Here is a 23681-nt window from a genome sequence, read left to right as displayed (position 1 = left end):
AGTCGAGCAGTCGCCCGTTATCTTGCCCAGATGGTTGGCTCCACTGTCGCCAACTTGCGAGGTGCTTGTCGGTCGTTGCCTTGGGCGAGAGACGCACGATCGTCCGGCGGCGACGGTCCCTGAACTGTCGGTGGGATCCACAAGAATGGATGGGTGACCAGCACCCCAGATCATGCGGACATCCGCGACGCCATCCTCCCACTGGCCCACTCCCTGCATGCGACTCCTTCGTCGCACGTGCTGTTGCTTGCCGCCGGCGCTTCGATGGCTGCCGGCATGCCGTCGGCGTGGGCAGTCCAGGTCGACCTCATCACTGACATTGCGAGGCAGCGTGACCACGCGATCGAGCACCTCGCAGACGCGGAGTTTGGCGAGGCGGAGGTCGCCTGGTACCGGGAGGCGTTCAGCGAGGAGCCTACGTATCAGGCGCTGTTGTCTCGACTCGGTCACACCCAGACCGAACGTCAACGGCTGCTCCGGCGCTTCTTCCACGCCGATGAGTCCGACCGCACGAACGAGGTGAAGCAGCCGAGTGGGGTCCACCGCGCTATTGCCGATCTGGTGAAGTCGGGGCACATTCGCGTCATTGTCACCCTCAACTTCGACACCCTCATTGAGCAAGCTCTGCGTGAGGTCGACATCGAGCCGACCGTCGTGTCATCTCAAGCAGACGTCGCGGGTATGGCCCCTTTGCACACGCACGACGCGCTGGTGGTGCACCTCCACGGCCAGTACTTGGCACCGGCATCGATGCGGAACACCATCGACGAGCTCGCGGTGTACGACGAAAACGAGAACAGAGTCCTTGACCAGTTGTTCACCGACTACGGGGTAGTGGCTGTGGGCTGGTCCGCGACGCACGACACTGCCCTGCGTGACGCGTTGGCACGCACCCGGTGCTTGCATTTCTCGTCCTATTGGATCGAGCCGGGAACCCTCTCCCCCGTCGCGGACCAGCTTCGCGTCGGCCGCGCTATGACGCTAGTGAGCGCGGACGCCGACACCGCGCTGTCCTACCTGCGAGACGCAGTCATGGGACTCGCCGACTCCGCGACCCGCAACCCAACGGCGCCAGCCGTTGCCGTGGCCGTTGCGAAGCGCCAATTGGCATCAGACAACACGCCCATCGGCCTGCACGACACGCTCAACGCCGAGTTCGCGCGTGTTCGCTCCCTACCTCTGCTCACCGAAGCAGCTCTGGGACTTCTTCCGGACGATCAATACGAGGCCTTGCTGCGAAGGGTGGAGACGGAGGCGGCTGTTTCGACCGCACTCGTCGCTACTACAGCGTTCTGGGGCAACGAGGCGACCGACGTGTGGCTGGCTTCCGAGGTCGAGAGGTCGCTACGCCCTGTCCTTGCCGGCGGGGTGACCAAGGTTCTTCGATTGCCCCACCTGCCTGGCCTCTTGTGGTGTACGTCCGGGGCCGTAGCAGCCGCAGCTGCTGGACGCTGGGACCTTGTTCGCCGTCTCTTGGTCGACATCGCGGTCGTCTTTCCCGGCGACCGAGCCAGACCGGCGGCCACAGCGTTGACGCCCGCAGGGCTGCACCTCGAACGCCCGAACTCTTACCCCTTCGATCTGCTGGAGCCGACCTTCACTACCTACCTGGGTCGAACCCCGGCCGCTTGGGTCGATGCCTGGGAGACGGTCGAACTGCTGCGCATGGCCATCGGGCTCTCGGACGGCTACCGGAGCAAGGTCGACACGGCCGTCGCCGAGGTGGTCAGGGCCTCGAAGACCAGCGACGACGCTGGGTCCACTGCGTTCAAGGAGGCGGTCGCTGCGCTCGCCTCACACGTTCGCGTTCACGCAGCTCACATCCGCGTACGCGACACATCCTTTGACGACCTGTACTGGCCCGTCACGGGGCTGCGCCTGAGTGCGGAACTACAGAGATCTGGTGAGTCGCACCCGCTGGTCGAGGCACGCGTCCTAGGTGCCGGGTTCCTTCACCACACCCTCATCCTCGAGGCGGTCAACGCCAAGGTCGCCCAGAAAGGTAATGCCATCGCTTGGCGCGGCGCAGGGGACAGCGGCAGTCTGATGTCGCACATCCCGGACTACATCTGGCTCGACTCCGCGGAGACGCCCGAACGAGACATCTGACTGGCCGCCGAATCGACGTGGAATCTAGAAGCAACCCTGAGTGCGCGAGCGGACGACCAGGCAGGTGCGCTCGGCGCTAGACGCAGTTGTTGGGTACGTTGCTCACCATGGAACGGGCGTTTCCTGATCCGGCGGGCGACGAGCGTGCTGTTCTGACGGGTTGGTTGGACTGGGGGCGTGCCACCGTCCGCCGCAAGGTCGAAGGCCTCGCGGATGGCGACGGCTACCGAGCCCTGATACCGACCTCACCCAGGATGACTGTCGCGGGAGTGGTCTCGCACCTCCGCCACACCGAGCGGAGCTGGTTCGCCGCGAGTTTCCCGAGCGCTGTCGCTGGCGGCGTAGCTCCGGATCCCCAAGGCGGCTGGGAACCGGACCGTCGGACGCTGACAGATCTCCTCGAGGCCTACGAAGCCGAGTGCACCGTGTCTCGGCGGATCATCGCTGACCTGGACCTGGGTGCCCTCCAAGAGTTCACCCCGCCACAGTTCACGCCTGTCACGGTGCGCTGGATCCTGGCGCACATGGTCGAAGAGACAGCCCGGCACGTAGGACATCTAGATCTGCTCCGCGAGCAACTCGATGGCGTCAGGGGCTATTGACCCCCAGCACGATGAGTCAGCTGGCGCCATCCTCAGCGCGCACTTTGACGGCCGCCGGCTGACGAGCTCGATCCGTCAAGGCTCCCCGCGTAGAACCCGCCAATCCTTCTTGCGTCTCGACAGCCAGCGACTGACGGCTGGTTGAGGGGGCGCCATGGCTGGCCCCCGGCTAGAGGCGCCTCAGAACAACGTCATCTGCGCCTCGTCGACCGACGCCAGCGCGCGGGCAATTCGCTCGTCATCCCAGCCGTCCGCAACCGCGGCTCGCAGCGCGAGCGACCGGCGGTACATCGCCTCTCGGCCGAACATTCGACTGCGGTAGCCGCGCGCACCGCCGCGGCCATGCTGCGCGATCCGGGAAAGGTTCGCTGCTTGTGTGGACCCTTCGAGGTGATCCAGGAGGGTGCCCTCGGCGCGTACGCAGATCGGGTTGTCGCACACGACGTGCTCGACCACCGGGGAAAGGTCGATCGACACCCCCTCGGCCAGCGCCCAGGCAACTCGATGAGGCCTCAGCACCCTCTGGCGACCTTCCCGCGATATCCAAAAGCGCCCGTACCCGTCATCAGCAATCGCGGCTGTGCCGCCCCCGGCCCACAACCAACAGTCGGTCTCCCGAGGGCCCTTCACGACGCGCGACCAGAACCGGTCAACCTCGTCCGCCGTGAGCTGCATGCGGCCAACGTAGACGCCGGCACCGACACTTGGGTGCGGTCCTTGCCGCGGTGCTCAGCGGCCAGTCGCCGGGCTGGAGCCCGGGAGGGTGAAGAAGAGTCCTTCGTCCGGTGCCACCGTCGGCGACTGAGCGGTGGTCGGGGCCAGTAGCGCGCCGGCCTGCAGGGCGGCGGATCGGGTCGGTGCGGCCGGTGCGGCTGGTTGCTGGTCGAGGAGCTCGAGGAGGTCGACGGGTTCGTCATCGACGGTGAGCGGGAGCGCGCGCGAGATCGCCGTCTTCTGGCGGTCCCGAACTTCACGCAGTGCGACGAGGTGCTTGCTGTAGACCTCGTCCCACTCCGCCTGAGCCTCCTGGTGCTCGTCGTCGGAGTCGAAGCGTCTGCGCCATGGCCAGCCGCCGCGTGCATCGCTGAACTCACTCCATCGGCGGTTCTCGTCGCGCTCGTTCCGGCGCAGCGTGTCCAGCTCGTTCCGCAGCTCCTGCGGCAGGGCCGCGCCGTACGCTGCGGCCTCGGCCCAGGTCACCTTCAACACGACCTTCGGCCTGATCCTGCGCCAGGCCTCCGTGTCGGTGCCGGCCGCCTGTATCGCCTCGGAGAACCCCGAGTGGTCTTCGAGCCAGACCGCCTTGCGGTTGTAGTTGATCCAGCAGCCTTCCTGCGGTGCGGAACGGCCGCCTTCCAGTGTCCCGCGTTCGCGGAGGCTATCGAGGAGAGCGTCGGCTGCCATTGCGGAGCCCAGTGCACCCAGCAAGTTCTGCTGGTCCCGGTTCAGCATCGCGCTCGGCACTGCCCTACCTGGCGGGCGCGGCCGAGACCGCGAGCCGCTGACCGTCTTCGTCTTGGTGCCGACGGGCGGTCTCGTGGTGGGCCTGGTCGAGGGCGGCCAGCTGCAGCGTTGTGCTGCGCCCGCTCTCGGGGGCCGTGGGGTCCTCGGCGGGGATGCGGGTCGGCTCCGCATAGTGCTCATCGAGTTGGTCGACGATGCGGGAGCACACTGCGTTGAGCCGAGGGTTGTTCGCGACCTTGTTCTGGGCGTACATGACGCTGGTGTGGTCGTTGCCGAAGTAGGCCGCGATCGCCGGCAGGGTCAGGCCGCCGCGCCGGGCTGCCGTCATGGCCACGGCGCGGGCGTCGGTCACCGCGCGGTGGCGGTCGGCGCTGAGCACCGCGTCGCGGGTGGTGCCGAAGGACTGCGCGGCGGTGGCGATCGCGATCGCGCAGATGCCGTCGGGTCCGACGTCGGCCACCTCGCCAGTCGCGGTCTCGGCGGCGTTGACCTGAGTGGCCAGTGCGATCGCGAGCGATCGCAGCTGCTCGGCGTTCATCTGGTCGAGCGTCCGCTCGACGGCGGACTGATTCGCGTTGGCGACCAGGGCGGCGAATGCCGCCGCCTGCTTGGTGGTGAGCTCGCCATCTGGTGCAGCCGCATCGGCGGGCTGGTCCTGCTGGTCGTCGACGAGCCGGAGCCGCCGAGTGCTGTTGTCTGGAGTGGCCATCGCGGCTACCACCTTTCGTGAAGATCGTTGTGGGCGGGCTTGGTGTCGTCGGGTTGAGTGGCGGCCGCGGCCAGTTCGCCGGCGCGGTCGACGTCGTCGAGGTAGCGCTGCCGGCGGCCGCGGCGGACCGGCGTCGAGGCGTGGGTCTCGTCGCGCTCGTTTCGGGGCCTCGGTTGGTGCTTGCCCGGCTGGCAGCCGTCGCCCAGCCGGTCACGCAACCTCTCCAGGAACCCCGGCAGGCCGTATCGGTGCCAGTCCTCGAGCGCGGCCGGGGTGACGGCGAAGCTGGTGTAGTAGCGGCTGCACGCCAGCACCGCCAGGTCATGCACCAGGTGGGGGTGCGCGGGCCAGCACTCGGGGATGCCGGTGCGGGTCACGTTCCACAGGTGCTGCTCGTTGACCCACATCGCGACCATGTCCAGCCACGCCCAGAGCTCGGTACGCATAGAACCGGTACACGTGGCCGGGTCCCAAGGCCGCGGCATCTGCGCGAGCTCGCGCAGCGCCTCCTCGTCGGCTGGCGGCTCGACGGTGGCCTGCTGCAGCTGTTCCATCGCGGTCCGGATCGTCGGCCCGGGCTCGGGGAACGGCCGCACCATGAGTCCGACCAGAGGCATCATCGCGTTCCCGCCGGGGGCTACAGCAGTTCCGCCCGCTGCGCGAGAGGCGACCTGTGAGGGGTGCATCGTCGTCATTGCTCCCCTCCCTACTTCGGCATCCCGAGGCGCTGTCGGGTCCGGGACACGGTCTCGGTCGGTGTGGGCTGGTCCGCTGCCGGGGCGGTGGGTTCCGTGACTGGGCTGCGGGCCGCACGCCGGGCACGCTTCTGCGCAGCCAGCAGCTCCTTCCCGCGCTTGCCGTCGATGCAGCGGTGCAGGTTCGCGATGATCGGGTCGTACATCTCGGCCAGGACCAGGGCCTTGCGCTGCTCGATGCGGCGCAGCTCAGCCGGCTCCAGGATCGGCACCCGACGCTGGTCAAAGGACCGGTCCATCACGCCGAACAACTCGTGGCCGCGCGCCGAGTACCGGGTCTCGGTGTGGCTCGTGGATCCGATCAGGTCGGAGAGCTCCTGGTAGAAGCGGATGTCCTTGCCGCCACCGAAGACCACCAGGTTGTTCGACAACCCGTAGATGGTGCGTGCCTCGTCCTCGCCGTAGGAGACCACGAACTGCCGCCAGGTCTGGGCAGCGAGGATGAAGGACAGCCCCAGTGCGCGCTCGTTGGCCATCCGCGTCGACAGTGTGGGGATCGGCGCTGTTGAGGGCAGCTCGTCCAGGCAAGCCAGGAACGGGGGGCACAACCGTCCATGAGGGGAGGTCTCGCCCAGCCGCTTGGCCGTGTCCAGGATCTGCTCGGTGACAGCCGTCATCAGCGGTGACGCGCTTGCGTACGGGTCGTCGCGACCCAGCAGGTAAATCGTGCCGCCGGCCTTGATCAGTGCTTCGAGGTCGGTCGCGGGCCGCGTCGCGGAGGGGACGCAGCGTTCCCGGATCGAGCGCTGGAAGAACAGCGCCATGGACTGTTGGACGGTGGTGATCGTGTTGCCGGCCGTCCGCTCGTCGCCGTACAGGGCTCCTCGCAGCAGGCCGTCCCATAGGGGCTCCGCCGCCGGGTGGGTGCGCAGGATCTCCTCTGCCTGGGGATGCTCCCGCGGGCTGGAGACCCACATGAGCACCTCATCCAGACCGATGCCGGCGATCGCCGCGGCGTGGAAGAAGGCCTGCAGGACCTTCGCGCACTCACCGGCGTAGAACCGGGCCGCCTGATCCGAGGACTGGGAGGTGGCACCCTTGATGGTGCCGTTGGCGAACGCCTTCGCGCGCCGTTCGGCGTGCATCGCGTCCTCGCAGCCGGCGATCGGGTCCCACACCAGCTCCGGGGTGCCGGGGGCGGCGTTGAACGGATCCAGGACCACTACCGGGCGCCCGCCACGTTGTCGGGCCTCCAGCGTGAGGAACAGGTCCTCCGGCTTGGTCAGAGTCACCAGGGCGCCGCCGGGGGCATCCAGCAGGGCAGGCACCAGCAGGTCCAGGGTCTTGCCCGACCCCTGGGGGCCGATCACGCACGTGGTCCGGTCGAACGGCACCCACAGCTCGGGACCGTTGCGCCCGGCCCGGCCGAGCCGCCAGCCCACCTCGTCTGGGTTCACGTTCTTCAGGCCTGTGGCCATCAGAGGGTCCTCTCTTCCGGTTGGTTGGCGGCCCGCCGCTTGCTGCGGACTGGCCCCCTGCGCTGGGAGCGGGCGTAGAGGTCGGGCCGGACGACGGCGGCGCTCTTGCGTAGCCGCGGCACCCCGAGCGCCTCCGCGGCCTGCGCCGGCGTGGCCAGGCCGTGCAACGAAGTGGCGCCGGTCAGGCCCCGCATCCACATGCCGACGACGACCGCAGCACCGAGCACCAGCACCTCGCCGACCGCTGTGAGCACCCACATCAGTGCATGCGGCGGCAGAGTCTCGGCAACGCCGGGGCGCAGACCCACACCGAATTGCCCGTGCAGCAGCCCGCCGTAGGCGTCCAAGAGGTGCGCATTCGGCAACGCGAAGTGCCCCGACGTCGCGAACCCGATCACGGCCTGGACGACCAGCGGCGTCACCAGGAAGAAGAAGAGCCCGGCAACCATGCAGGCTGCCTTGAACTCGCCCGCCGACGGGGCAATGCTGGTGAACCGGTCGCGCCGTGCGCGCTCCATGCTCATAGCGCCGCCGCCATCGAGGCGCAGCTCGGGACCTGCCACCGATGACACGGGAAGTCCACAGGCCCACGCTGGTCCGCGATGACTGCGACCGTGTCGATCGGCCAGTCCAGGCGCCCCTGACCGTCGAGGACCGCGGCCTCGGATGCGTCGGAGTGGTCGGGTCGCACCAAGCCCACACAACTGAGATTGGCGCCGAGCAGCGTCTGGCCGGTGAGGCTGTTGCCGCCATGAGAGGTCAGGATCGTCGTGCCCGTTCCCAACGGCAGCAGGGCGAGCTGCTCGTCGTCGATGAGGTCCATGTCGTCGATCACCACCAGGCAGGTTCGGCGGCGGCAGGCGCGTCCGACCTGGCGATGCAACTGCTCGGGAAGCTCGACGCTGCAGCGAAGATCGGCCCACTCGCTGGGTGTCTGGGCATAGACGTGCGCGTGCCGCGCTGTATTGGCCAGCCACCAGCGGGTGAGGTAGCGCGCGGTGGTGGTCTTGCCCCGCCCTACATCGCCGACCAGCAGCAGCGTTCGCGGGGTGCTGATGTCGAACCTGGCGGCTTGGCCGTCCAAGGTGGTGCCGATGCGTACGTCCATGCCAGGAAAAGCAACCCGCACTTGCGCAGATCGGACACATAGGCGCCACCGATTCACCGACTGCTGTTGCACCCCGCTGATGACAGGCGTGGGTCATGCGGCCACGGCCGGCATCCCGCCGAGGTCGAACGCCTGCTTGGGCAACGCCCACGTCACAAAGCCACCAGGTGTGGCGACGTCAGCGAACCCGACGCAGCCGTAGACGCCGTTCGCAGCGCAGCCGTAGTCGTTGCCGAAGATCTTGCCGCCGCCCACGTAGATCGCGACGTGGCCGACACCGTTGCCGGTGTTGTAGGAGACCACGGCACCCACGGGTGGGAGCGGGTCGAGCCCGGTTCCGTGAGATTGGGCTAGCCCGGCGTTGATGATGCCCTGTGCGACGTCCTGCCCGTCGCCGTAGCCGCGGCCCACGCCGGGACCGCCGTAGAGCGCGTCAACCACCTTGGGGCACTGGTTGTCGTACGTGCAGGGTGCCCCCGAGGTCCACGACAGCCCGCACAGACCGAGAGGGGTGTTCATCATCGCGTCGAGACGGGCCCTGAGCGCCGCCGACAGGTCGCCGGCGACAGTGATCGGTGACGTGACGCAACTGGTGGCGGCGCCGTTCGTGACGCTGACAGCGGTGGCGGCCACCGCTTGACGGGCGGCGTCGAGGTACTGGTGGTAGTCGGTCTTCTGGAAGGGGATCCAGTCGGCGAACTTCGCCTCGCCCGACCCGGGCCGCGCGGAGTAGAGCGCGAAGGCGTACCTCGCGCTAAGGGCCGGGTCGAAGATGTCAGCCGGGGTGTCCCATCCAGGGACCTTGCCCCGGTGCTCTCGGGCGATCTGCCACAGCCCGAAGTGGCTTCCGCTAGCCGCGTCCGGGTTCCAGCCCGACTCCACGCGGGCGATGGCCACCGCAGTGACCAGGTCCTCCCCACGGAACCCCGCGGCGTGGGCTGCCGAGGCGGCGACGCCCGCGGCGTCGAGCTCGCCGGTGAGCGTCCCCGCAGGGTCGGACACCGCCACAACGCTGCTGGTCGGACACGGCGGACAACCCGCCGGCGTGGTCGCCCCGGGCCCGGTGAGTGATCCCGCCCCCGGCCCGGCTCCGTTCATGGCCATCCGCGTGAACAGAGCCGGGTGATCGGAGTGCACCGCGGCCGCACTGATCTCCCAGGTCCTCACGACCGTCACGGGCGCGGTGTAGAAGTTGTAGATAACCCCGGAATCCTTGGTGTAGCGGTAGCCGGCCGCCTCCATCCGAGGCGCAGCCGCCTGGGGGCCGTCCTCGGCGTGCGAGTTCAGGTCGCCACCCACCAGCACCGGCCCGTACGGCGCAAGGACACCAGCCAGCTCGATCAGGTGATCCATGCCAAGGCCGTACTGCTCGACGCGGGTCATCGGCGGCGTCCCCCACTGGCGGGGATACCGGTAGGCGTTCGTCATGTGGTGCACCGCGATCACCGAGACCACGGCCCCATCCGTGCGCTGGAACAACCCCCAAGCTGCATACCGATCCCACAACCTGTCGCCGTCCCGAACGACGACGTGGTCGTCGTCAACGATCTTCACGCGGCCACCGTCAAGCAGAGTCCAGGTGTCGGTGCGCCACATGATCGCGTTGTTCATCGACTGCTCACGGCCTCCTGGGGTGTCATCGACCGCCTCCTCGCGGTAGGCGTCATAACCCGGCGCGGCCGCGCGCATCTGGCTCAGCGGCACGTCGCGGACCTCGTTGAGGGTGATGAAGTCCGGCGACGGCGCAGCGAGAGCGCGGACACCGGGGTCGAAGCCACCGCGGGTCTTGATGTTCGCGTTCGCGACCAGCACCTCACCGTCCACCGGGCCACCGGGTGTCGCCTCGACGGCAGGCATCACACCTAGACCAGCGCCGTCCTGCGTCCCGCTGGTCGCGGGACCGGTCAGCTGCGCGGTGGTGTGGACGAACGGGTGGTCGGTGTAGCTGTGTGCGCCGTCGTTGGTGCTCTGATCGACGACGGTTCCGGAGAAGGTGACGGCGGGGCTGCCCATGATCCAGTCGATCTGCTCGTCGCTGGGGTTGGCGCTCGACCAGCCCTGAGCCAGCGACGAGAACACCCGCTTGAACCGGGCCCTGTCGTTCATGTCGCCTGTCAGGAACAGCGGGGTAGTGGGCTCGGTGGCCTGCAGCTGCTGCAACGCCTGTGCCTCGGCGGTCACCGCGGCGTCGCGCATCGCATCGGTTCCCCCGACGGCGTCGGCCGGGTTGTGCACGTTCAGGACCCAGATCGACCCGAGTCCCGTGGTGGAGGTGAACCGGGCCATCGGCATCTGGACCAGTGGCCGGCCGTATTTGACCGAGACGTAGCGGACCTCGACGACGTCCCATGCGTCGGGCTGGTAGGCGATCGCGTTGGCGGTAGACGGGTTGCCCTGGCCGTTCTTACCCTTCACGATCGCCCACGCACCGTCGGTGGCCTCGAGGAAGGCTTGCGCCTGCGGCGGCTCGAACTCCTGGAACCCGATGATTGAGGACCCCGAGGCCCCGATCGTGGTGACCATGTTCGGGACGCGTTCGGCGTAGGGCCGCTCGCCGGGGTGCGGATTGGTGTCGTAGTGCGACGCGCCACGCCAGTTCAGGGTGCCGATGCCGAAGGAGCCGCCTACACTGTTCGCCGTGGCGGCGCAGGCGGCGCGGACGGCCTCGATGTTGGCGTTGCCCATGCCGAGCATGAGCAGCAGCAGCGGACAGATCAGCACAAGCGGCAGGCCGAGCAGGATGGCCTTCTTCACGACTGCGACCCCCTCAGGCGTCCGCGGCGATCGCGTCGTTGGTGTACGTGAGCTTCTTCTCCAGAGGCGTCAGCAGGGTGTGCACCTTGTACCGCTGGTCGCCGACCATCCACAGGGCACGGCCCTTGTCCTGCATTGCCCAGCCGGTGATCACGCCCTGCTGCATCTCTGAGAGGCCCATCAGCTTGCCGAGCTCGTCGGCGACCGACTCGTCTTGCCCCATCAGGATGCGGACGTCGGAGAGGCCGAGCAGGTCCTTAGCGATCTGGGCCGCCTGGCTGCCCTGGTCGCCGGCCGACAGCGGGTCCGATGGCTTGTGGTAGGTCACGATCTGGATGTCGCCCTCGGTGCGGGAGAGTCGCAGGTTGGAGTCCAGCGCCATGACCGCGTCCAGCGACAATCGGGTCTGCAGCCACGCCTCGTCGCGGAGCACGATCCGCCGGTCGCCGGCCGACGCTGTCTCCCGCATGCCTTGGCCCCACGAGTTGAGACACATCAGCGCGATGCCGACGGCGACCTTGTTGCCGGTCTCGTGCAGCGACCGCAGCGACAGCGTCTGGATGGGGGCACGCCAGTCGGGGCGGTAGGTCGACTCGGTGTCGAACATGCCTTGCAGCGACCCCTCGCACAGGGCACCTAGAGCGTCGCGCAACGGCCGGGTGCCGTCGAAAAAGTCCTGCTCGGAGGAGTAGCGGCAGTCCGCGACTAGGTCCTTGCTGGGCGAGTCCAGCGCCGCCCACACCTGGGGAATGGTCACCGGCTTGAGCTGGGAGGCGCCGGCAGACCAGCCGGTCAGGTGTCGCAGGACCTTGTTGATCACCCGCTCCTCGGTCGGGGAGAACGTCACGCCCTGGGAGCCGACCAGGCCGCGGATCAAGAAGAGCCAGCGGTTGAAGATCACGGTCGCGCGGCGGTGCTGCTCCTCGCGGGTCTGCTTGTCCCAGTCCCCGCCGAGCGGGCCGAAGTCGAGGGGGTTGATCCGGCCGGCGAGGCCGGGGCCGATACGGAACGGGTCGACGCCGAGGAAGCGGGCGAGGTCCTCGTACTCGTCCTTGACGTCGCCAAGCACCAGGGACCGGTAGCCGTAGCGGATCATGCGGAGCATGAACGCCTTGACGGTCGCGGACTTACCGCGGCCCGGCTTGCCGAAGATGAAGATGTTGGGGTTGGTGACGGGGATCGCGTCGTCGAGCACCCAACCCATCGGGTCGCAGTAGAACTTGCCGCCCGAGAGGGCGTCGTAGCCCATCTCCGCGCCCCATGGCGGGAGCCCGTCCCCGGAGATCAGTGGCCACAGGACGGGGGTCTCCTCCGACGTCATCTGATAGCCGGCCAGCGGCGGCAGGCTCGCGGCCCAGCCGTGCCCCATCCGCCGTACCCCCTTGGGCTTGACCGAGCCGGGGAACAGCTTCTCCATGGGCAGCTCCGCCGCGGGCGGCAACTTGCGCGGCATCGTGGTCCCGAAGTCCGCCAGCAGGTCGTCGATCGTCCGCGACGCCGCGCCGGGGTTCTTGGCGCCGCCGCGGGCGCGGCTCCTGGTCGACGCCACGCTCACCACTCCCCCGCCGTGCGGGCCGAAGACGTCGAGCGGCGGGGCGCCCACGCGAGTGGGTCGATCGCGCCGCCCGCGACCAAGGGCAGGACCGGCGTGAAGACTGCCGCCTCGTCGAAGATGACCGACGGCCCGAACCGGCGCCGACTCGCCTCGATGTGAAGCTCGCGCACCAGCGCGGTCTTGCCGTGTCCGGGCTGCCTGCGCCCCTTACCCGAGCCGGGCTGCCCGAGCACGAACGTCTGCGGGCCGAGCATCAGGCCCTGACGACCCAGGTAGGGGCTGTGCCACCACGTTCGGGGTGTGGGCACGGGGCGCGTGGTGGCCATCTCGTGCAGGTGGCCTCCCAAGGGCCGCTGCGTGCTCCCGGCCGGGTAGGTCCTCGAGCGCGACGACATCATGGGCATTTCCTTCATTGGGTCGGGTGTTGGTGCTGCGGTGTCTGGAAAAGCAACAGCCCGGCCGTCGGATCGGACATCCGACGGCCGGGCTGTTTCAGGAGCGCAGCGCCCCCGATCCCTGGGTTAGCGTCGCTTCCGGGGCAGGCCCGCCCCCAAGGGGATGGAGGACACGGCGAACGCCGCGTCGTGTGCCCCATCGAGAGGAAGAGGTGTGAAGCCACTGATGCGGATCGACGCGTCGAGACGGCGGCCGAAGTCCTGCACGTTCCACTCCGCCGGGACCGTCACCGACACCGCGGAGGACACCCTGACCAAGGAGCGGCCACTCTCCAGCTTCTCGTCGCGCTCGTGCAGGTTGCCGACCGAATGCCGGTCCTTGGCCCGCCCGACCACACCAGCCTTCTCGCGCAGCGTGCCGGCCATCACCGCCGACATCTGCGCGCGACCGGTGGTCCGGTCTGCGGCTTGCTGTGAGACCGGCCGGTAGAACACGGTCAGCGCGCGTCGCTCTCCGGGCTGGGAAGGCACCAGCACCCGGGCCAGTGCACCCATCCGGGCACCCTTGCGGGGCAGCAGGATGGTGGAGGAGATCGACTCCCACTCACCGTGCCGGTAGGAGCGCAGCGCTGTCGACGCATGGGTGGGACCTGCGGCGCCGACCGGGACACCGGCCGCGATCGAGGGGTTGTCGCGGTGGTGGATCGCGGCGTCCGCGAGCGCGGGCGCATCGCCTGGCTCGAACCCGGTGCGAATCGCCACGGCGAGCTCGGAGCTGTCGAGCCAGTTCACCCGCGTGCAGCCGATCGAGCCGGTCAGCCGGGCCTCGACCTCTGCCAGCACCGAGTACAGAATGCGCGCCCGACCGATCACGCCGCGTCCGGCGCGCTTGGCGTCCTTGTTGATGACGTCCTCACGAACCACCACGGTCACGAACGCTTCGCGTCGCACCGCCGCCCCGGCGGTCATCGCATCGAGCTGGTCGTTGACCTGGGCCGAGACCCGCGGCTCGTCGGTGCGGGCGTTGTGACGCACCCACTCGGCCCGCTCGGTGCCATCGTCGGGGACGGTGCGAACCTGGACCACCACCAGGTCGATCTGAGTGCCTGCGGTGGCGGCCTCCATCATCTCGGTCAGCCCGGCACCCATGCGGAACCGGTCCGAGTCGTCGCTCATCCCGATACCGGGGTGGACGATCCGTGCGGTGGCCGCCCAGGTGCGAGTCGCGTGGTTCTGGATGATCGCCGGCCGGGCGGTCTGCCCCGTCATCGGCGGGCCGTCGTGGATCTGGATGCCGGCCAAGATCCCGGGAAGGTCCGCCTCCCCGGCGTCGCCGTCGTCCTGGTCGTTCTCGCCGTCGCCGAGGTCGAGGTCGCCGGCAGCGGCCTTGGACTGGAACCGCGACCACCCGAACGCTGCCCCAGCCAAGTGCCGGAACAGGACCCCGATCCACTGGAACGCCGAGTGGCCGCGGATCGGCAGGCAGATCAATAGACCGACCACGCCCCACAGCGGGACGAGGACGAGCAGCGTCACCCACTGCCCGATGGCGATGGCCATCCAAGTCGGGAACCCGGCGGCCAGGATCAGGAAGAACTGAGGGCCGGTCAGCCCAAAGAGCCAGGCTTGCCTGTCTCGCGTCGCTGATGCTCCGTACACGCTCATGCTAGGAACGCTCCATCTTCAATGGCTTCTGTGGCCACGGGCTTGATGTCGTTGGCGATGCCGTCGCCGTTGGTGTCGTTGAAAGGCTTCGACGTGTGCCCCTGCTCCTGACCCTGTCGGGACGAGCCCTGCTGGGACGAGCCCTGCTGGGACGAGCCCTGCTTCGGGGAGCCCTGTCGTCTTTGCTTGGGGTGGTGCTCGGTGGGGTAGTAGCCCTGGTTGCCGATCCCGCTCTGACCCAGCACGTCGACGCTCATCGAGGCGCCGGCTTGGGCGACCTTTCCGGTCTTCTCCATCGCGCCGGCGACGACGCCGCCGACCGCGCCGCCGACCTTGGAGATCTTCGAGGACTGCCAACGGTTCGCGTTCTCCGCCTCGGCGCCGTTCTCCGAGGTGGTGCGCCCGTCCGAGGAGGTCTCGCTGGCGGCACCGGAACCCGAGCCGGCCGACTGGGCGCCGGCGCCCTTGCCCTTCACCAGGCCGGCAACGCCGCCGTTGGCGTCCATCGTCGAGCGGAACGAGGCACCCGAGGCGGTGCCGGGGTCGACGAAGGCCAGCAGCCGGAACAGCACCATCGGCATGAAGCAGGCCACCAACATGATGATCGACCCGATCACGGACATGCCGATGTTCTCAGCGCTGGAGGAGGCCCCGTTCTCGCTGCCGTCGGGCATGCCTGCCCAAGCGAACTGGGTGCCCACCCCCAGCACCAGCGCCAACAGCGGCTCCATCAGCACGCACGCGATGAACCAGCGGATCGACTTCCACATCCACGACTTCGTGCCCTCCGACAAGGCTCCGGCGGCCGCGATCGGCATGGTGGCAACGAGGATCAGCAGCGCAGCGGACCGCACCATCATGATCACCATGTGCCCGAAGGCCGCCGGAATCAGGATGAACAGCGAACAGACCCCGAGCGTGGCTGCCGCCACGCTCCCCGAGACAGTGTCGACGAACCCGTCCCCGGCCGCGTATCCGGAGAAGCTGTCGACGCCGAGCAGGGTGTCCAGGATGCCCTCGGTGAGCCCGGACGCGGCTGCGATGAGCCCCGCAGAAACTCCCACCCAGCAGGACAGCACGACGCCGTACTGCACGACCCCTGCAGCAAGGGTCCCGAACCCGCGGCCGTCCTGCCGCAGAACCGCTAGGCCGATCTGTCCGAACGCCATCACTAGGGCGATGACCAGCGAGACCCACAACGTGACCGAGTAGAGCTTGCCCAGGTCGGGGTCGGCGACGTTGGGGGTGAAGTTGTCGATCAGCCCGAAGGCCGTCTTGAGCAGCCACATTCCCGCCGACCAGATGCCCATCATCATCGAGGTGAACCCCTCGGCCAACGCTTCCTTGGCCTTGCCGCCGAGCCACTTCAGGGGGTTGAGGCTGAACATCGGGACGATGGTCACCACATGACCCATGGCCTGACTCATCATGACTGCGGCACCTCCAGCCACTGGTAGCCGGCGTCGAAGGAGGCCTGGGAGCCGGGCCACAGCGAGGGAGCCGGTGCGGGCTCATCACCGGGGCCGATCATCCAGCGCCCCTCGTGCCAGACCATGCGCTGGCAGTCGGCGGCCGCGACCTGTTGCGGCTGTCCCCCCGCGATGGTGGCGGTGATGATGAAGTCGATGCACGGGACGACGAAGTCATCTCCGACCGTGCCCTTGATGAACCCCATCTTCGGCTCAGCAGCGATGGTGATCGTGTTCTTGGCATCCGAGGACATGCCAGCCGACTCCAGAAGTGCGGCCACCGCCTGCACACCCGTCCAGCTCTCGGGCGTCGGACCGCCCGGGGTTGCCCACTGAGTGATGACGTCCTGGGCGACCCGGACTGAGGCGGAGCTCAGCGCGGTCGTATCGATCGCGGCCAGCTGGGCCAGCGCCCCTTCCGGGGTGTGCGGGAACCCGGTCGCCACGCCCAACTCCCCCACCTCCATCGGTGCAGGGATCTCGAGCGTGCCGGTGGTGCCCGATGACAGGCTTCCGGGCTGAGCGGCCTCCAGCGGCGCCTCGGGCAGCTGCTTGCCGGCGAGCTGGTCGTGGGCTGGCTGTGCCGACCCCGACCCGGTGCTCTTGTCGGTGGAGGAGTAGGTGAGCATGCCCACGACCGACCACACGCCGCCCGCCACCAGGGCGAGGACGACGACAGCGGCTACCCCCAGCACGAGCTGCAGCCTGCGACGGTTCCACTCGATGTCGGGGTCGACCAGCCTGGACTGGTAGACGTCGCGGGAACGCTTCAGCATGTCAGCAGCCGTTCCCGACGATGCCGTTGAGGATGGCGTAGATCGTCACGAACGCGATCGCGCCGATCACGGTCCAGAACATCCCTGAGGCACCGATCTGAGCGGCGCGCCCGCTCGAGCTGATCTTGCCCGCGACCATCATCCCCACGGAGGCGAAGCCGGCGCCGATGATGAGGACGATGACACCCCACTTGATCCACCCGACGACGTCGTTGGCGTAGGTCTGGACGCCCTGGGGGGCCTTGGCGCACACGTTGCCCATGCCTTCGGCCTGGATGGCGCCTCCGGCGAGGGCCGTCACCTGGGTGACGACCTCGGAGATTGCTTCGATGTACATCTGTGTCTCCTTCTTTCAGGTCCGGTTCGCCGTCAGCGGCCCGGTGATCGTGGTGATCCGCTCCAGCAGGCGCTGAGAGGGGTTAGTGAGCTGCTTGGGCAGCGGGTCGGGGCCAAGGCCCGGCAGGGTCTTGGCGGACAGCAGCGGCGCGAATAGCACGGCGTCCTGTCGGTGGGCGGCACGAAGAAGCTGGCCGGCGCTCGCAAGCTCGCGATCGCTCCATCGGCTGGCGCCCACGACCACGACCAGGACCTGGCCGGCGTTCAGCTGGTCCTCGAGGTCGATCAGCGCAGCCTCGCTCTGACTGAGCGCCAGCGCGTGTGGACGGGTCACGAGGACCTCGACGTTCGCGAGGGTTGCTGAGACCCACGTGTCGGCTCCGCTGGCCGCCAGCTCACGCATCGACCAGCCGGCGTCCAACACCGTGAGGTCGACGCCTTCAGCAGGCCGCGGGCTGGGCACCTGCGCCGGAATATGGACGAGTTCGTCGACGCGGTCGATCAGCACGCCCGCACCTCGGCGGCCGCGGCGCCAGCCCTCGGCAGCTCCCAGCTCGGTGACGGTGGCGCCCGTGAGTCCTGACCAAGCCGGGGTGGCCGCATCGAGCACCCGTGCTCGGATGCCTGCGGCGTCGGCGACGTCGGCGAGCGCGAGTGCGATCGTCGACGCGCCCGCACCAGCGTTGGCGGCTCGCACCCGCACCAGCGGTGCCGACCCGATGGAGATGGCCGCCGGGTCTGTCTCGACCGGGGTGCTCTCGGTGCGGTGCTCGCCCTCGTCGGCGGTGCCGTCAGGGCGGCGGTGCGGATGGGTGGGCTGGTCGTCGATCGTTGCCGGGGCGCCTGCCCGAGAGGTCGTCGGCGAGAAGCGACCGTCCGCGAGCGCCGCTGCCGCGGCCTGGAGCTCGCGGGTGGAGTACCGGGGCGTGGTGCTGGTCCTCATCGCGTTGTCTCGATCCGGGCGGCCCGCAGTCGCAGCGCCTCACGCAGTACCGGGGCGGGGGTGGTGCGGAGCACCGCACGAGCCTCGGCGGCCTGTGCTGCGTCTGCACGCAGGCGTTCAAGCATCCGCTCCATGTCGGACAGTGCGTGGTCGACGTTGTGGTCGGCTACCACGTCCAGCAGTTGCGCGACGATCTCCGGGGTCGGGTCGGAGGCGGTGACTGTGCTGGGGGCCTGCTCGCTCATGTGGGGAACAGCAACCGCTCCCTGTCCGGATCGGACAGGGAGCGGCGAAGTCTTCAAGAAATTCCGGGACCGGAGTGCTCAGGCGATCTCGGCCAAGTACCTCGGAGCCGCATCACGAAGCCGTGCGGCCGCGCGGTCCCGGCGCCGCCGGATCGTGCGCATGGCCACACCGTGCCGCTCGCCGACGAGCCGCTGCGCCTCCTCGCGTGCCAAGCCGCCGTTCTCCTCGGCGAGAAGCTCTAGGAGCAGGTCGACGTCCTCGCTGCCGATGACCCCGACCCCGGTTGCCCACGTCAACAGGTCCGTCAGGTCCTCGACCGGGTCCTCGACGGCGGGGACCGCCATGCGGAGGTCGCGGTCCGGGCCTGCTTCGCTGGGCGCTTCTTGTATGCCGGCCCGCGCGTCCAGGGACGTCGTGTTGACCCGGGCAACCATGCCTGCGGCCGGCCGGCTGAGCCGCTGTCGGGCCCGCTGCAGCAGGTAGCGGGCGGCTTGGCTGCCCAGCTGGGGCTCGGCTGCCTTGACCTCCTCCCACACCGTGGTGTTGACGTCGTCGGTCTCCCACACGTCAGTCAGGGTGGTGGCCACCCGGTTCACCCCGTCCTCGAGTAGCACCGCGACCGCTAGGGCGGCGTCGTCGTCATCGCCGCCGCGCCGCGACCCCAGCGCGGTCAACCCGGCCACCACCTGGTAGCAGCGATTGTCGCGGCGACGCCACCCCTCGAGTGCCTCCTCCAGGCTGTCGAACCCGACCAGCCGCGGCTCTTCCTGCTGCCACTGAGCCCACTTCTCGGACCGGTGGAGGCTGCTGACGACGGAGGTGGCCAAGGCGCTTTGGGCCCGGTTGTTCTGGCCCTCGCTCGGGGGCGCTTCGGTGGCAGGTGGGCACGTGGGGCCGTGGGTGAGTTCGTAGGCGGGGCGACTGGCCGACATGGCGGTCCTCCGAGGGCAGAGGCGAGCAGGACGCGCCTACTGCAGAACCAACCCCTCACCACCTCGCTCACTAACGCCGCCGCCGATGCCCCACGAGGTGACAGCACCGCTCACCACCGCGCTCACCAACGCGCAAAACCGCAGGTCAGACCCTGTGCGGGGCCCACCGCCTCCCGATATGAAAACTGCGAAAAAAGTTTGGCGGCAGGGGGTAGCGCCGGCCTGGAAAAGCGTTCGGCCCCGCCGCACCCGGTTGAGGGTGAGACGGGGCCGAAGGCGTTAGGAGCCCGGTCGGGGGCTACCCGGTGGCGCCCCACTCACGTTGCTCAACGATGGTCTCCGAGCGCAGCGGGAGGTCCTCGTCGAAGAGGTCGAGAACCTTCTCCCGGACCAGCTCGCCAGCGGCGTCGCGGCCGGATTCTGCCTCGGTCGCCGCGGCCTGATCCAGCCAGGGGATGTCGCTGTGCGGACTGGCCTTCCGCGCCGCGTCGCAGGCTAGCCGGACGAGGTCGGTGCGACCTTCCGCGATCGCTCGCGTGGCGAGCACGTGGGCTGCGTCATGGATTGCGCCGACCAGGATCTCGTCATGGCGCTGCTGGCCAGCCTGGAAGAGCCACTTGAAACGGTGCTCGCTGGCGGCCTCAAACGGGGCGCCGGTGACCAGGGATAGGGCGGTCAGCAGGTCCTCCTCGCAACCGTGGGCGCCGCGCTTCTGAGCCCGGAACTTCAGCCGCACGAACAAGTCTGCGCTGGTGAGCACCCCATCGAAGTCTCGGACGAGCTCGTAGGTCGGGCTGGTGCCTCGCCGGGCCCCGGCGCTCATGCTTGCGTCCGGCAACCAGTCGGTGCCGTCGGGTCGCGTGCCCAGCAGCGACCGGGCGTTGGTCGCGCGGTTCTGGACCGTCTTCTGGGTCTTCCACCCGAAGGCAGCGGCGACCCGCTCGGCTGTCACTCCGTGGTCCTGAACGGCGAGGTAGGCGATGAAGGAGACGGTGCCGCTGAGGTTGCCGATGGCGCTTGGGTCGCCTCCGTTGAGCGACGTCACCTCGACCGGTCCCAGCAGGTGCACCTTGGGTCGCGAGGAGGACTCGTCGAACCAATCGGCGACGTCCTGGTCCAAGGTCGGGTCGAGGGCATCGATCTCCGCGCGGATCTCCGCCGGAACGCTGGGCGCCCCTGCGGCGAGGTCCTCCGGGGTCGTTGCCGCCGTCGCCATGTAGATCTCATCGGCCTCAGGCAGCTGCGAGGTCGGGTCGTTGCCCTCGGTGTGCCGGGGCTCGGTGTACTCCTCGCGCAGCGCCCCGTCGGCACGGGCGTACTTGCCCAACGGTCCGTCATCGGACTGGGTTGCCGGCACCGGCTCGTCCTCGAGGTTGCGGGTGGCGGTGAGGAGGTCCGCCATCGGTGCCGCGTGCTCCGGCTGGATCGTGAACGCCTTGACACTGATCCCCCACATTGGCAGGAACGCCATCCCGTCGAGTCCCAGTTCCACCACCGGGGACTCCTCGTCGCCGTGCACCAGCACCACTCGGGACCGGTCGCGAGGTTCGATGTCTGAGATGAACTCGCCCTCGGGTCGGGAGGCCAGGACCATCACCACGGGGTGGGCGGTGTCCAGGAGCAGCCCGTCGCGCCGACGGGTCAGCACGTCGGCGTTCAAGTTCTGCTCGACTTCACCCATCTCGCTGGTGAGCACAGCGGCGCGGGCCAGGGCGTCGCTCCGCTTGACCTGACGGAGCCGGCCCGGGTTCATGCGAATTGTCTCGGCCGCGAACTCGTCAGCCAGCAGCACCTCGCAGCCCTCGGCCCAGTCGTTGACGGCCAGCTCGGCCACCATGAAGCGGATCAGGTCGGCGACCTGCTGCGGCTCGCCGCCGATGCCGCACATGCCCAACGTCTCCAGGTCGAGCATCCAGGTGCGGCCGCTCTCGTCCAGTCCAACGCTCACGAGGGCGGGGTACGGAGCGGGCTGGGTCTCCAGGTCCTCCTCGAGGAAGGTCTCGCGCGGCAGGATCCACGCGCGCGCGTCCTCGGTGGCCGTCCAGCCCTCTGGCACCTCGCGGGTGGCGGAGTGGGTGAACAGCAGGGTCAGGTCTTCCTCGCCGAGTACTGCGGCTCCCAGCTGTGGCAGAGGGCTGCCCGTCGCCTTGCAAGAAGCGGACACGTGCCGCAGTGCCCGGTCGAGGAACTCGACGTCAGCTTGTGCGTTTGCGCCGCTTTCGACCAGTGCTTGCTCCACCTCCGTGAGCTCGTCGGGCGTCGAGGCGATCGTCCGCCCGATCCGGCGGCTACGGAACTGACGACGACGGTTCGCTGCTAGTAGTCCCAAGGAACCCACTGAGAGACATACCGCGCTCGCAAGCAGTGCCCGCAGCGCGGTCATCTCACCCTCGTCCTCAGACTCGCCGGCCTCGGCCGGGGCCTGTTCCGAGAGGCGGGGGTCTCCCTGCTCCACCTCTGCCTGCGGGACGGCCGGACTAACCGAGGCCGAAGGAGCCGTCGAAGGAACCGGTGGCTGGTCCTGGCCAGCCGCATGGTCTGTGCTGCCCCTGTGTGCGCCGCCTTGCCGCTCATCAGTGGCGTTGCCGCTTGAGCCGTCCGCGTCGTCCCGCTGACGCCCCCGGGACTGCGGAAGATGATCCTCGATCGGATTGACGGCACCGGCACCCGGCAACACGAGCACCTGACCGGGACGAATCAGGTCTGGGTCGCCTCCGACCACGTCCTCATTGGCCTTGTAGAGCGCCTCCCAGTTGTCCGCGTCGCCAGTGGTCTCCCGCGCGATCTCCGACAGGGTGTCGCCCGGTCGCACGGTGACCGCGCCCATGTCGGGCCCCGCGCCTTCGGCCGGCACGCGCAGTTCCCAGCCTGGCTTGATGTGATCCGCAGCCACGAAGGTGGTGCCGTCGTTCATGGTGAGCCCTCTGTTGAGCTCTGCGATCTCTGGCCACCGAGCACCGTCGCCTAGGTGGCGTTCCGCGATGGACCACAGCGAGTCCAGCCGCATCACCGTCACCTGGGCAGTGCGGTGTTCCCGCTGCTGCTGCGAGGTGTCCTCGCTAGCCCGACCTCGATCCTGCTCGGCTGCAGCCACCTGCGTGTGAGTACTACTGGAGCTGGCAGCGGGTGTGGCGCTGTTTGTCGTGAGAGCCCCACCGCTGGCCGTCGCCGCTGTAGCGACGCCGGAGGCGACGGGCGTAGCCACGGTCGCGATGACCACAGCGGTGATGAGTCGCCGCGCGAGGTGCTGCTGCACACCGAGCGCGAAGGGCACGTCGAGCCGGACACGATCGTCGGTGAGGGCGGCCATCGCCTCCACGGCGATGCATGCCATCAGCTGGGCCCACAAGATCCACACGACGACGGCGAGAAGGCCAACGATCGCTCCATCGGTGAGCGGCGCCGACAGCGAGACGCCCTCGGCCGGCCAAGGGTTGCCGATGTATCGGAGCAGCGCCCACGGCGGGCCGACAACGAGGGCAGCCAACACGCCCCCTGCTAGCAGTGCCTTGATGTGTCGCATCGTTGTTGTCCTCTCTGTCGAACAGGCTGTCTCCTGGCGCGCCGTGGCGCACAGGGCCTCCTTTAGTCGTCCTCGTCGATCGAGAGCGCAGTGGCGGTCGCCTTGACTGGGATGGAGCCCACCCCGACCGCGGAGAGCAGCTTGGTGTCCTGCTGCCCGGTGACGGTGACGGTGACCTCACCGCCGGCGATATCCACCGTTCCCTGCGCGCCCACCAGCGCCAGATAGGCCTGTGCGGCGTTGACCGCCCGCCCCGGGTCGACCATGGTCTGTCCGTCGCGGAGGGCACCCTGGTTGAGGGCGTCGGCTCCGGCCCGGGCGGCCTGCTCGGCGTTGTTCATTGCCTCGCGCTTGGCGCCTAGTGCGTATCCGCCGTCGATGACCAGGCCTGCGACCGCGAGCAGCGCCACGGTGAACAGGACCACGAAGATGGTCGCGGCCCCACGCTCATCCTGTCGCCGCTGCGGTCGCCGAATGGTGTCCGAGATCTTCATGTCGTTCCCCATTGCCTCAGCCACCGCGGTACGTCTCGATCGGGACCAACGAGGTCGCGGAGAACACGCGGCTGCCGGGGAAGCCGGCCAGAGCCACGTCACTGAGCTTGGTCTTGCAGGACACGGTGACCGTGACGCGGCCACCGGGCTGGTAGCTCGACAAGTCCACGTCCACGTTGAGGTTGGTGCAGCTGACCCCGGCGTCTCCTAGCGATTGGGTGGCAGCGACCTCGGCGGCATGGGCGGACTGACTGGTGTTGCGCTCCAAAGACGCGGCTCGAGCCGAATCGGCGGCGACAGCCTCGATCTGTTGCCGCGCATGCGCCATCCGTCCCAACCCGACCACGAACAGCAAGACCACCATGAGCACCGGTGCGATCAGAGTCAGCTCGATCGCTGACACCCCCCGCTCATCACGGCGGCCCGGA

The 23681-nt window shown here is 68.8% G+C and carries 22 protein-coding genes; 2 read left to right on the top strand and 20 right to left on the bottom strand.

Annotated elements, in window-relative coordinates:
- Positions 1 to 153 precede the first annotated feature (153 nt).
- Both AC57BS_RS00290 and AC57BS_RS00285 read left to right on the top strand, forming a co-directional pair.
- Positions 154 to 2109, top strand: coding sequence for an SIR2 family protein (locus AC57BS_RS00290; protein ID WP_496409556.1), 1956 nt, complete (start codon positions 154 to 156; stop codon positions 2107 to 2109).
- Positions 2110 to 2216: 107 nt separating this feature from the next.
- Positions 2217 to 2711, top strand: a complete 495-nt coding sequence (locus AC57BS_RS00285) for a DinB family protein (RefSeq protein WP_496409555.1) — start codon at positions 2217 to 2219, stop codon at positions 2709 to 2711.
- 180 nt (positions 2712 to 2891) lie between these two features.
- On the opposite strand, the gene AC57BS_RS00280 is transcribed toward AC57BS_RS00285, so the two are convergent.
- From AC57BS_RS00280 to AC57BS_RS00185, 20 genes are all read right to left on the bottom strand, one after another.
- Positions 2892 to 3386 carry a hypothetical protein gene (locus AC57BS_RS00280; RefSeq protein ID WP_496409554.1) on the bottom strand — a complete coding sequence of 165 codons (495 nt, stop codon included), beginning with the start codon at positions 3384 to 3386 and terminating at the stop codon, positions 2892 to 2894.
- 54 nt (positions 3387 to 3440) lie between these two features.
- A complete protein-coding gene (locus AC57BS_RS00275) occupies positions 3441 to 4175 on the bottom strand; it encodes a hypothetical protein (protein WP_496409553.1) in 735 nt (244 codons plus the stop codon).
- A gap of 4 nt (positions 4176 to 4179) precedes the next feature.
- Positions 4180 to 4884, bottom strand: coding sequence for a helix-turn-helix domain-containing protein (locus AC57BS_RS00270; RefSeq protein WP_496409552.1), 705 nt, complete (start codon positions 4882 to 4884; stop codon positions 4180 to 4182).
- A gap of 5 nt (positions 4885 to 4889) precedes the next feature.
- Positions 4890 to 5501, bottom strand: coding sequence for a hypothetical protein (locus AC57BS_RS00265; protein ID WP_496409551.1), 612 nt, complete (start codon positions 5499 to 5501; stop codon positions 4890 to 4892).
- An 89-nt stretch (positions 5502 to 5590) separates the two neighbouring features.
- Positions 5591 to 7057, bottom strand: a complete 1467-nt coding sequence (locus tag AC57BS_RS00260; protein WP_496409550.1) for a type IV secretory system conjugative DNA transfer family protein — start codon at positions 7055 to 7057, stop codon at positions 5591 to 5593.
- The gene (locus AC57BS_RS00255; protein WP_496409549.1) at positions 7057 to 7581 is read right to left on the bottom strand and encodes a hypothetical protein; all 525 of its coding nucleotides are present in this window, start codon (positions 7579 to 7581) and stop codon (positions 7057 to 7059) included. The genes AC57BS_RS00260 and AC57BS_RS00255 overlap by 1 nt, the downstream gene beginning before the upstream one ends.
- A complete protein-coding gene (locus AC57BS_RS00250) occupies positions 7578 to 8165 on the bottom strand; it encodes an ATP-binding protein (RefSeq protein ID WP_496409548.1) in 588 nt (195 codons plus the stop codon). The genes AC57BS_RS00255 and AC57BS_RS00250 overlap by 4 nt, the downstream gene beginning before the upstream one ends.
- Positions 8166 to 8258: 93 nt before the next feature.
- Positions 8259 to 10919, bottom strand: a complete 2661-nt coding sequence (locus AC57BS_RS00245) for an endonuclease/exonuclease/phosphatase family protein (protein WP_496409547.1) — start codon at positions 10917 to 10919, stop codon at positions 8259 to 8261.
- A 13-nt stretch (positions 10920 to 10932) separates the two neighbouring features.
- Positions 10933 to 12522: a putative type IV secretion/conjugal transfer ATPase gene (locus AC57BS_RS00240; RefSeq protein WP_496409546.1), complete on the bottom strand. Its 1590-nt coding sequence runs from the start codon at positions 12520 to 12522 to the stop codon at positions 10933 to 10935.
- Positions 12471 to 12782, bottom strand: a complete 312-nt coding sequence (locus tag AC57BS_RS00235) for a hypothetical protein (RefSeq protein ID WP_496409545.1) — start codon at positions 12780 to 12782, stop codon at positions 12471 to 12473. The genes AC57BS_RS00240 and AC57BS_RS00235 overlap by 52 nt, the downstream gene beginning before the upstream one ends.
- A gap of 213 nt (positions 12783 to 12995) precedes the next feature.
- Positions 12996 to 14534, bottom strand: coding sequence for an SCO6880 family protein (locus AC57BS_RS00230; protein ID WP_496409544.1), 1539 nt, complete (start codon positions 14532 to 14534; stop codon positions 12996 to 12998).
- Positions 14531 to 15964 carry a TrbL/VirB6 family protein gene (locus AC57BS_RS00225; RefSeq protein ID WP_496409543.1) on the bottom strand — a complete coding sequence of 478 codons (1434 nt, stop codon included), beginning with the start codon at positions 15962 to 15964 and terminating at the stop codon, positions 14531 to 14533. Before AC57BS_RS00225 ends, AC57BS_RS00230 begins: the two co-directional genes overlap by 4 nt.
- A complete protein-coding gene (locus tag AC57BS_RS00220; protein WP_496409542.1) occupies positions 15961 to 16779 on the bottom strand; it encodes a DUF8175 domain-containg protein in 819 nt (272 codons plus the stop codon). Before AC57BS_RS00220 ends, AC57BS_RS00225 begins: the two co-directional genes overlap by 4 nt.
- A gap of 1 nt (position 16780) precedes the next feature.
- The gene (locus AC57BS_RS00215; protein WP_496409541.1) at positions 16781 to 17116 is read right to left on the bottom strand and encodes a hypothetical protein; all 336 of its coding nucleotides are present in this window, start codon (positions 17114 to 17116) and stop codon (positions 16781 to 16783) included.
- A gap of 15 nt (positions 17117 to 17131) precedes the next feature.
- Complete coding sequence (locus tag AC57BS_RS00210) at positions 17132 to 18058, bottom strand: hypothetical protein (RefSeq protein WP_496409540.1); 927 nt, start codon at positions 18056 to 18058, stop codon at positions 17132 to 17134.
- On the bottom strand, positions 18055 to 18303 hold the full coding sequence (locus AC57BS_RS00205; protein WP_496409539.1) for a hypothetical protein: 249 nt from the start codon (positions 18301 to 18303) through the stop codon (positions 18055 to 18057). Before AC57BS_RS00205 ends, AC57BS_RS00210 begins: the two co-directional genes overlap by 4 nt.
- 78 nt (positions 18304 to 18381) lie before the next feature.
- Positions 18382 to 19131 (bottom strand): hypothetical protein, encoded by a 750-nt coding sequence (locus tag AC57BS_RS00200; RefSeq protein WP_496409538.1) that lies wholly within the window; start codon positions 19129 to 19131, stop codon positions 18382 to 18384.
- A gap of 403 nt (positions 19132 to 19534) precedes the next feature.
- Positions 19535 to 22546 (bottom strand): LysM peptidoglycan-binding domain-containing protein, encoded by a 3012-nt coding sequence (locus AC57BS_RS00195; protein WP_496409537.1) that lies wholly within the window; start codon positions 22544 to 22546, stop codon positions 19535 to 19537.
- A 275-nt stretch (positions 22547 to 22821) separates the two neighbouring features.
- Complete coding sequence (locus AC57BS_RS00190) at positions 22822 to 23253, bottom strand: TadE/TadG family type IV pilus assembly protein (protein ID WP_496409536.1); 432 nt, start codon at positions 23251 to 23253, stop codon at positions 22822 to 22824.
- 16 nt (positions 23254 to 23269) lie between these two features.
- A complete protein-coding gene (locus tag AC57BS_RS00185; protein WP_496409535.1) occupies positions 23270 to 23656 on the bottom strand; it encodes a TadE/TadG family type IV pilus assembly protein in 387 nt (128 codons plus the stop codon).
- Between the last annotated feature and the right edge of the window lie 25 nt (positions 23657 to 23681).

The sequence above is a fragment of the Nocardioides sp. BGA-UO-ETr-FS32 genome (genome assembly GCF_059567905.1).
This window is presented reverse-complemented; position numbering and strand designations above follow the sequence as displayed.

Coding starts and splice junctions, on each gene's coding strand:
- AC57BS_RS00205 (WP_496409539.1), bottom strand. CDS start 18,303: ATGAGCGAGCAGGCCCCCAGCACAGTCACCGCCTCCGACCCGACCCCG.
- AC57BS_RS00260 (WP_496409550.1), bottom strand. CDS start 7,057: ATGGCCACAGGCCTGAAGAACGTGAACCCAGACGAGGTGGGCTGGCGG.
- AC57BS_RS00220 (WP_496409542.1), bottom strand. CDS start 16,779: ATGCTGAAGCGTTCCCGCGACGTCTACCAGTCCAGGCTGGTCGACCCC.
- AC57BS_RS00280 (WP_496409554.1), bottom strand. CDS start 3,386: ATGCAGCTCACGGCGGACGAGGTTGACCGGTTCTGGTCGCGCGTCGTG.
- AC57BS_RS00230 (WP_496409544.1), bottom strand. CDS start 14,534: ATGAGCGTGTACGGAGCATCAGCGACGCGAGACAGGCAAGCCTGGCTC.
- AC57BS_RS00215 (WP_496409541.1), bottom strand. CDS start 17,116: ATGTACATCGAAGCAATCTCCGAGGTCGTCACCCAGGTGACGGCCCTC.
- AC57BS_RS00265 (WP_496409551.1), bottom strand. CDS start 5,501: ATGCCTCTGGTCGGACTCATGGTGCGGCCGTTCCCCGAGCCCGGGCCG.
- AC57BS_RS00250 (WP_496409548.1), bottom strand. CDS start 8,165: ATGGACGTACGCATCGGCACCACCTTGGACGGCCAAGCCGCCAGGTTC.
- AC57BS_RS00270 (WP_496409552.1), bottom strand. CDS start 4,884: ATGGCCACTCCAGACAACAGCACTCGGCGGCTCCGGCTCGTCGACGAC.
- AC57BS_RS00255 (WP_496409549.1), bottom strand. CDS start 7,581: ATGAGCATGGAGCGCGCACGGCGCGACCGGTTCACCAGCATTGCCCCG.
- AC57BS_RS00195 (WP_496409537.1), bottom strand. CDS start 22,546: ATGGCCGCCCTCACCGACGATCGTGTCCGGCTCGACGTGCCCTTCGCG.
- AC57BS_RS00285 (WP_496409555.1), top strand. CDS start 2,217: ATGGAACGGGCGTTTCCTGATCCGGCGGGCGACGAGCGTGCTGTTCTG.
- AC57BS_RS00225 (WP_496409543.1), bottom strand. CDS start 15,964: ATGATGAGTCAGGCCATGGGTCATGTGGTGACCATCGTCCCGATGTTC.
- AC57BS_RS00190 (WP_496409536.1), bottom strand. CDS start 23,253: ATGAAGATCTCGGACACCATTCGGCGACCGCAGCGGCGACAGGATGAG.
- AC57BS_RS00210 (WP_496409540.1), bottom strand. CDS start 18,058: ATGAGGACCAGCACCACGCCCCGGTACTCCACCCGCGAGCTCCAGGCC.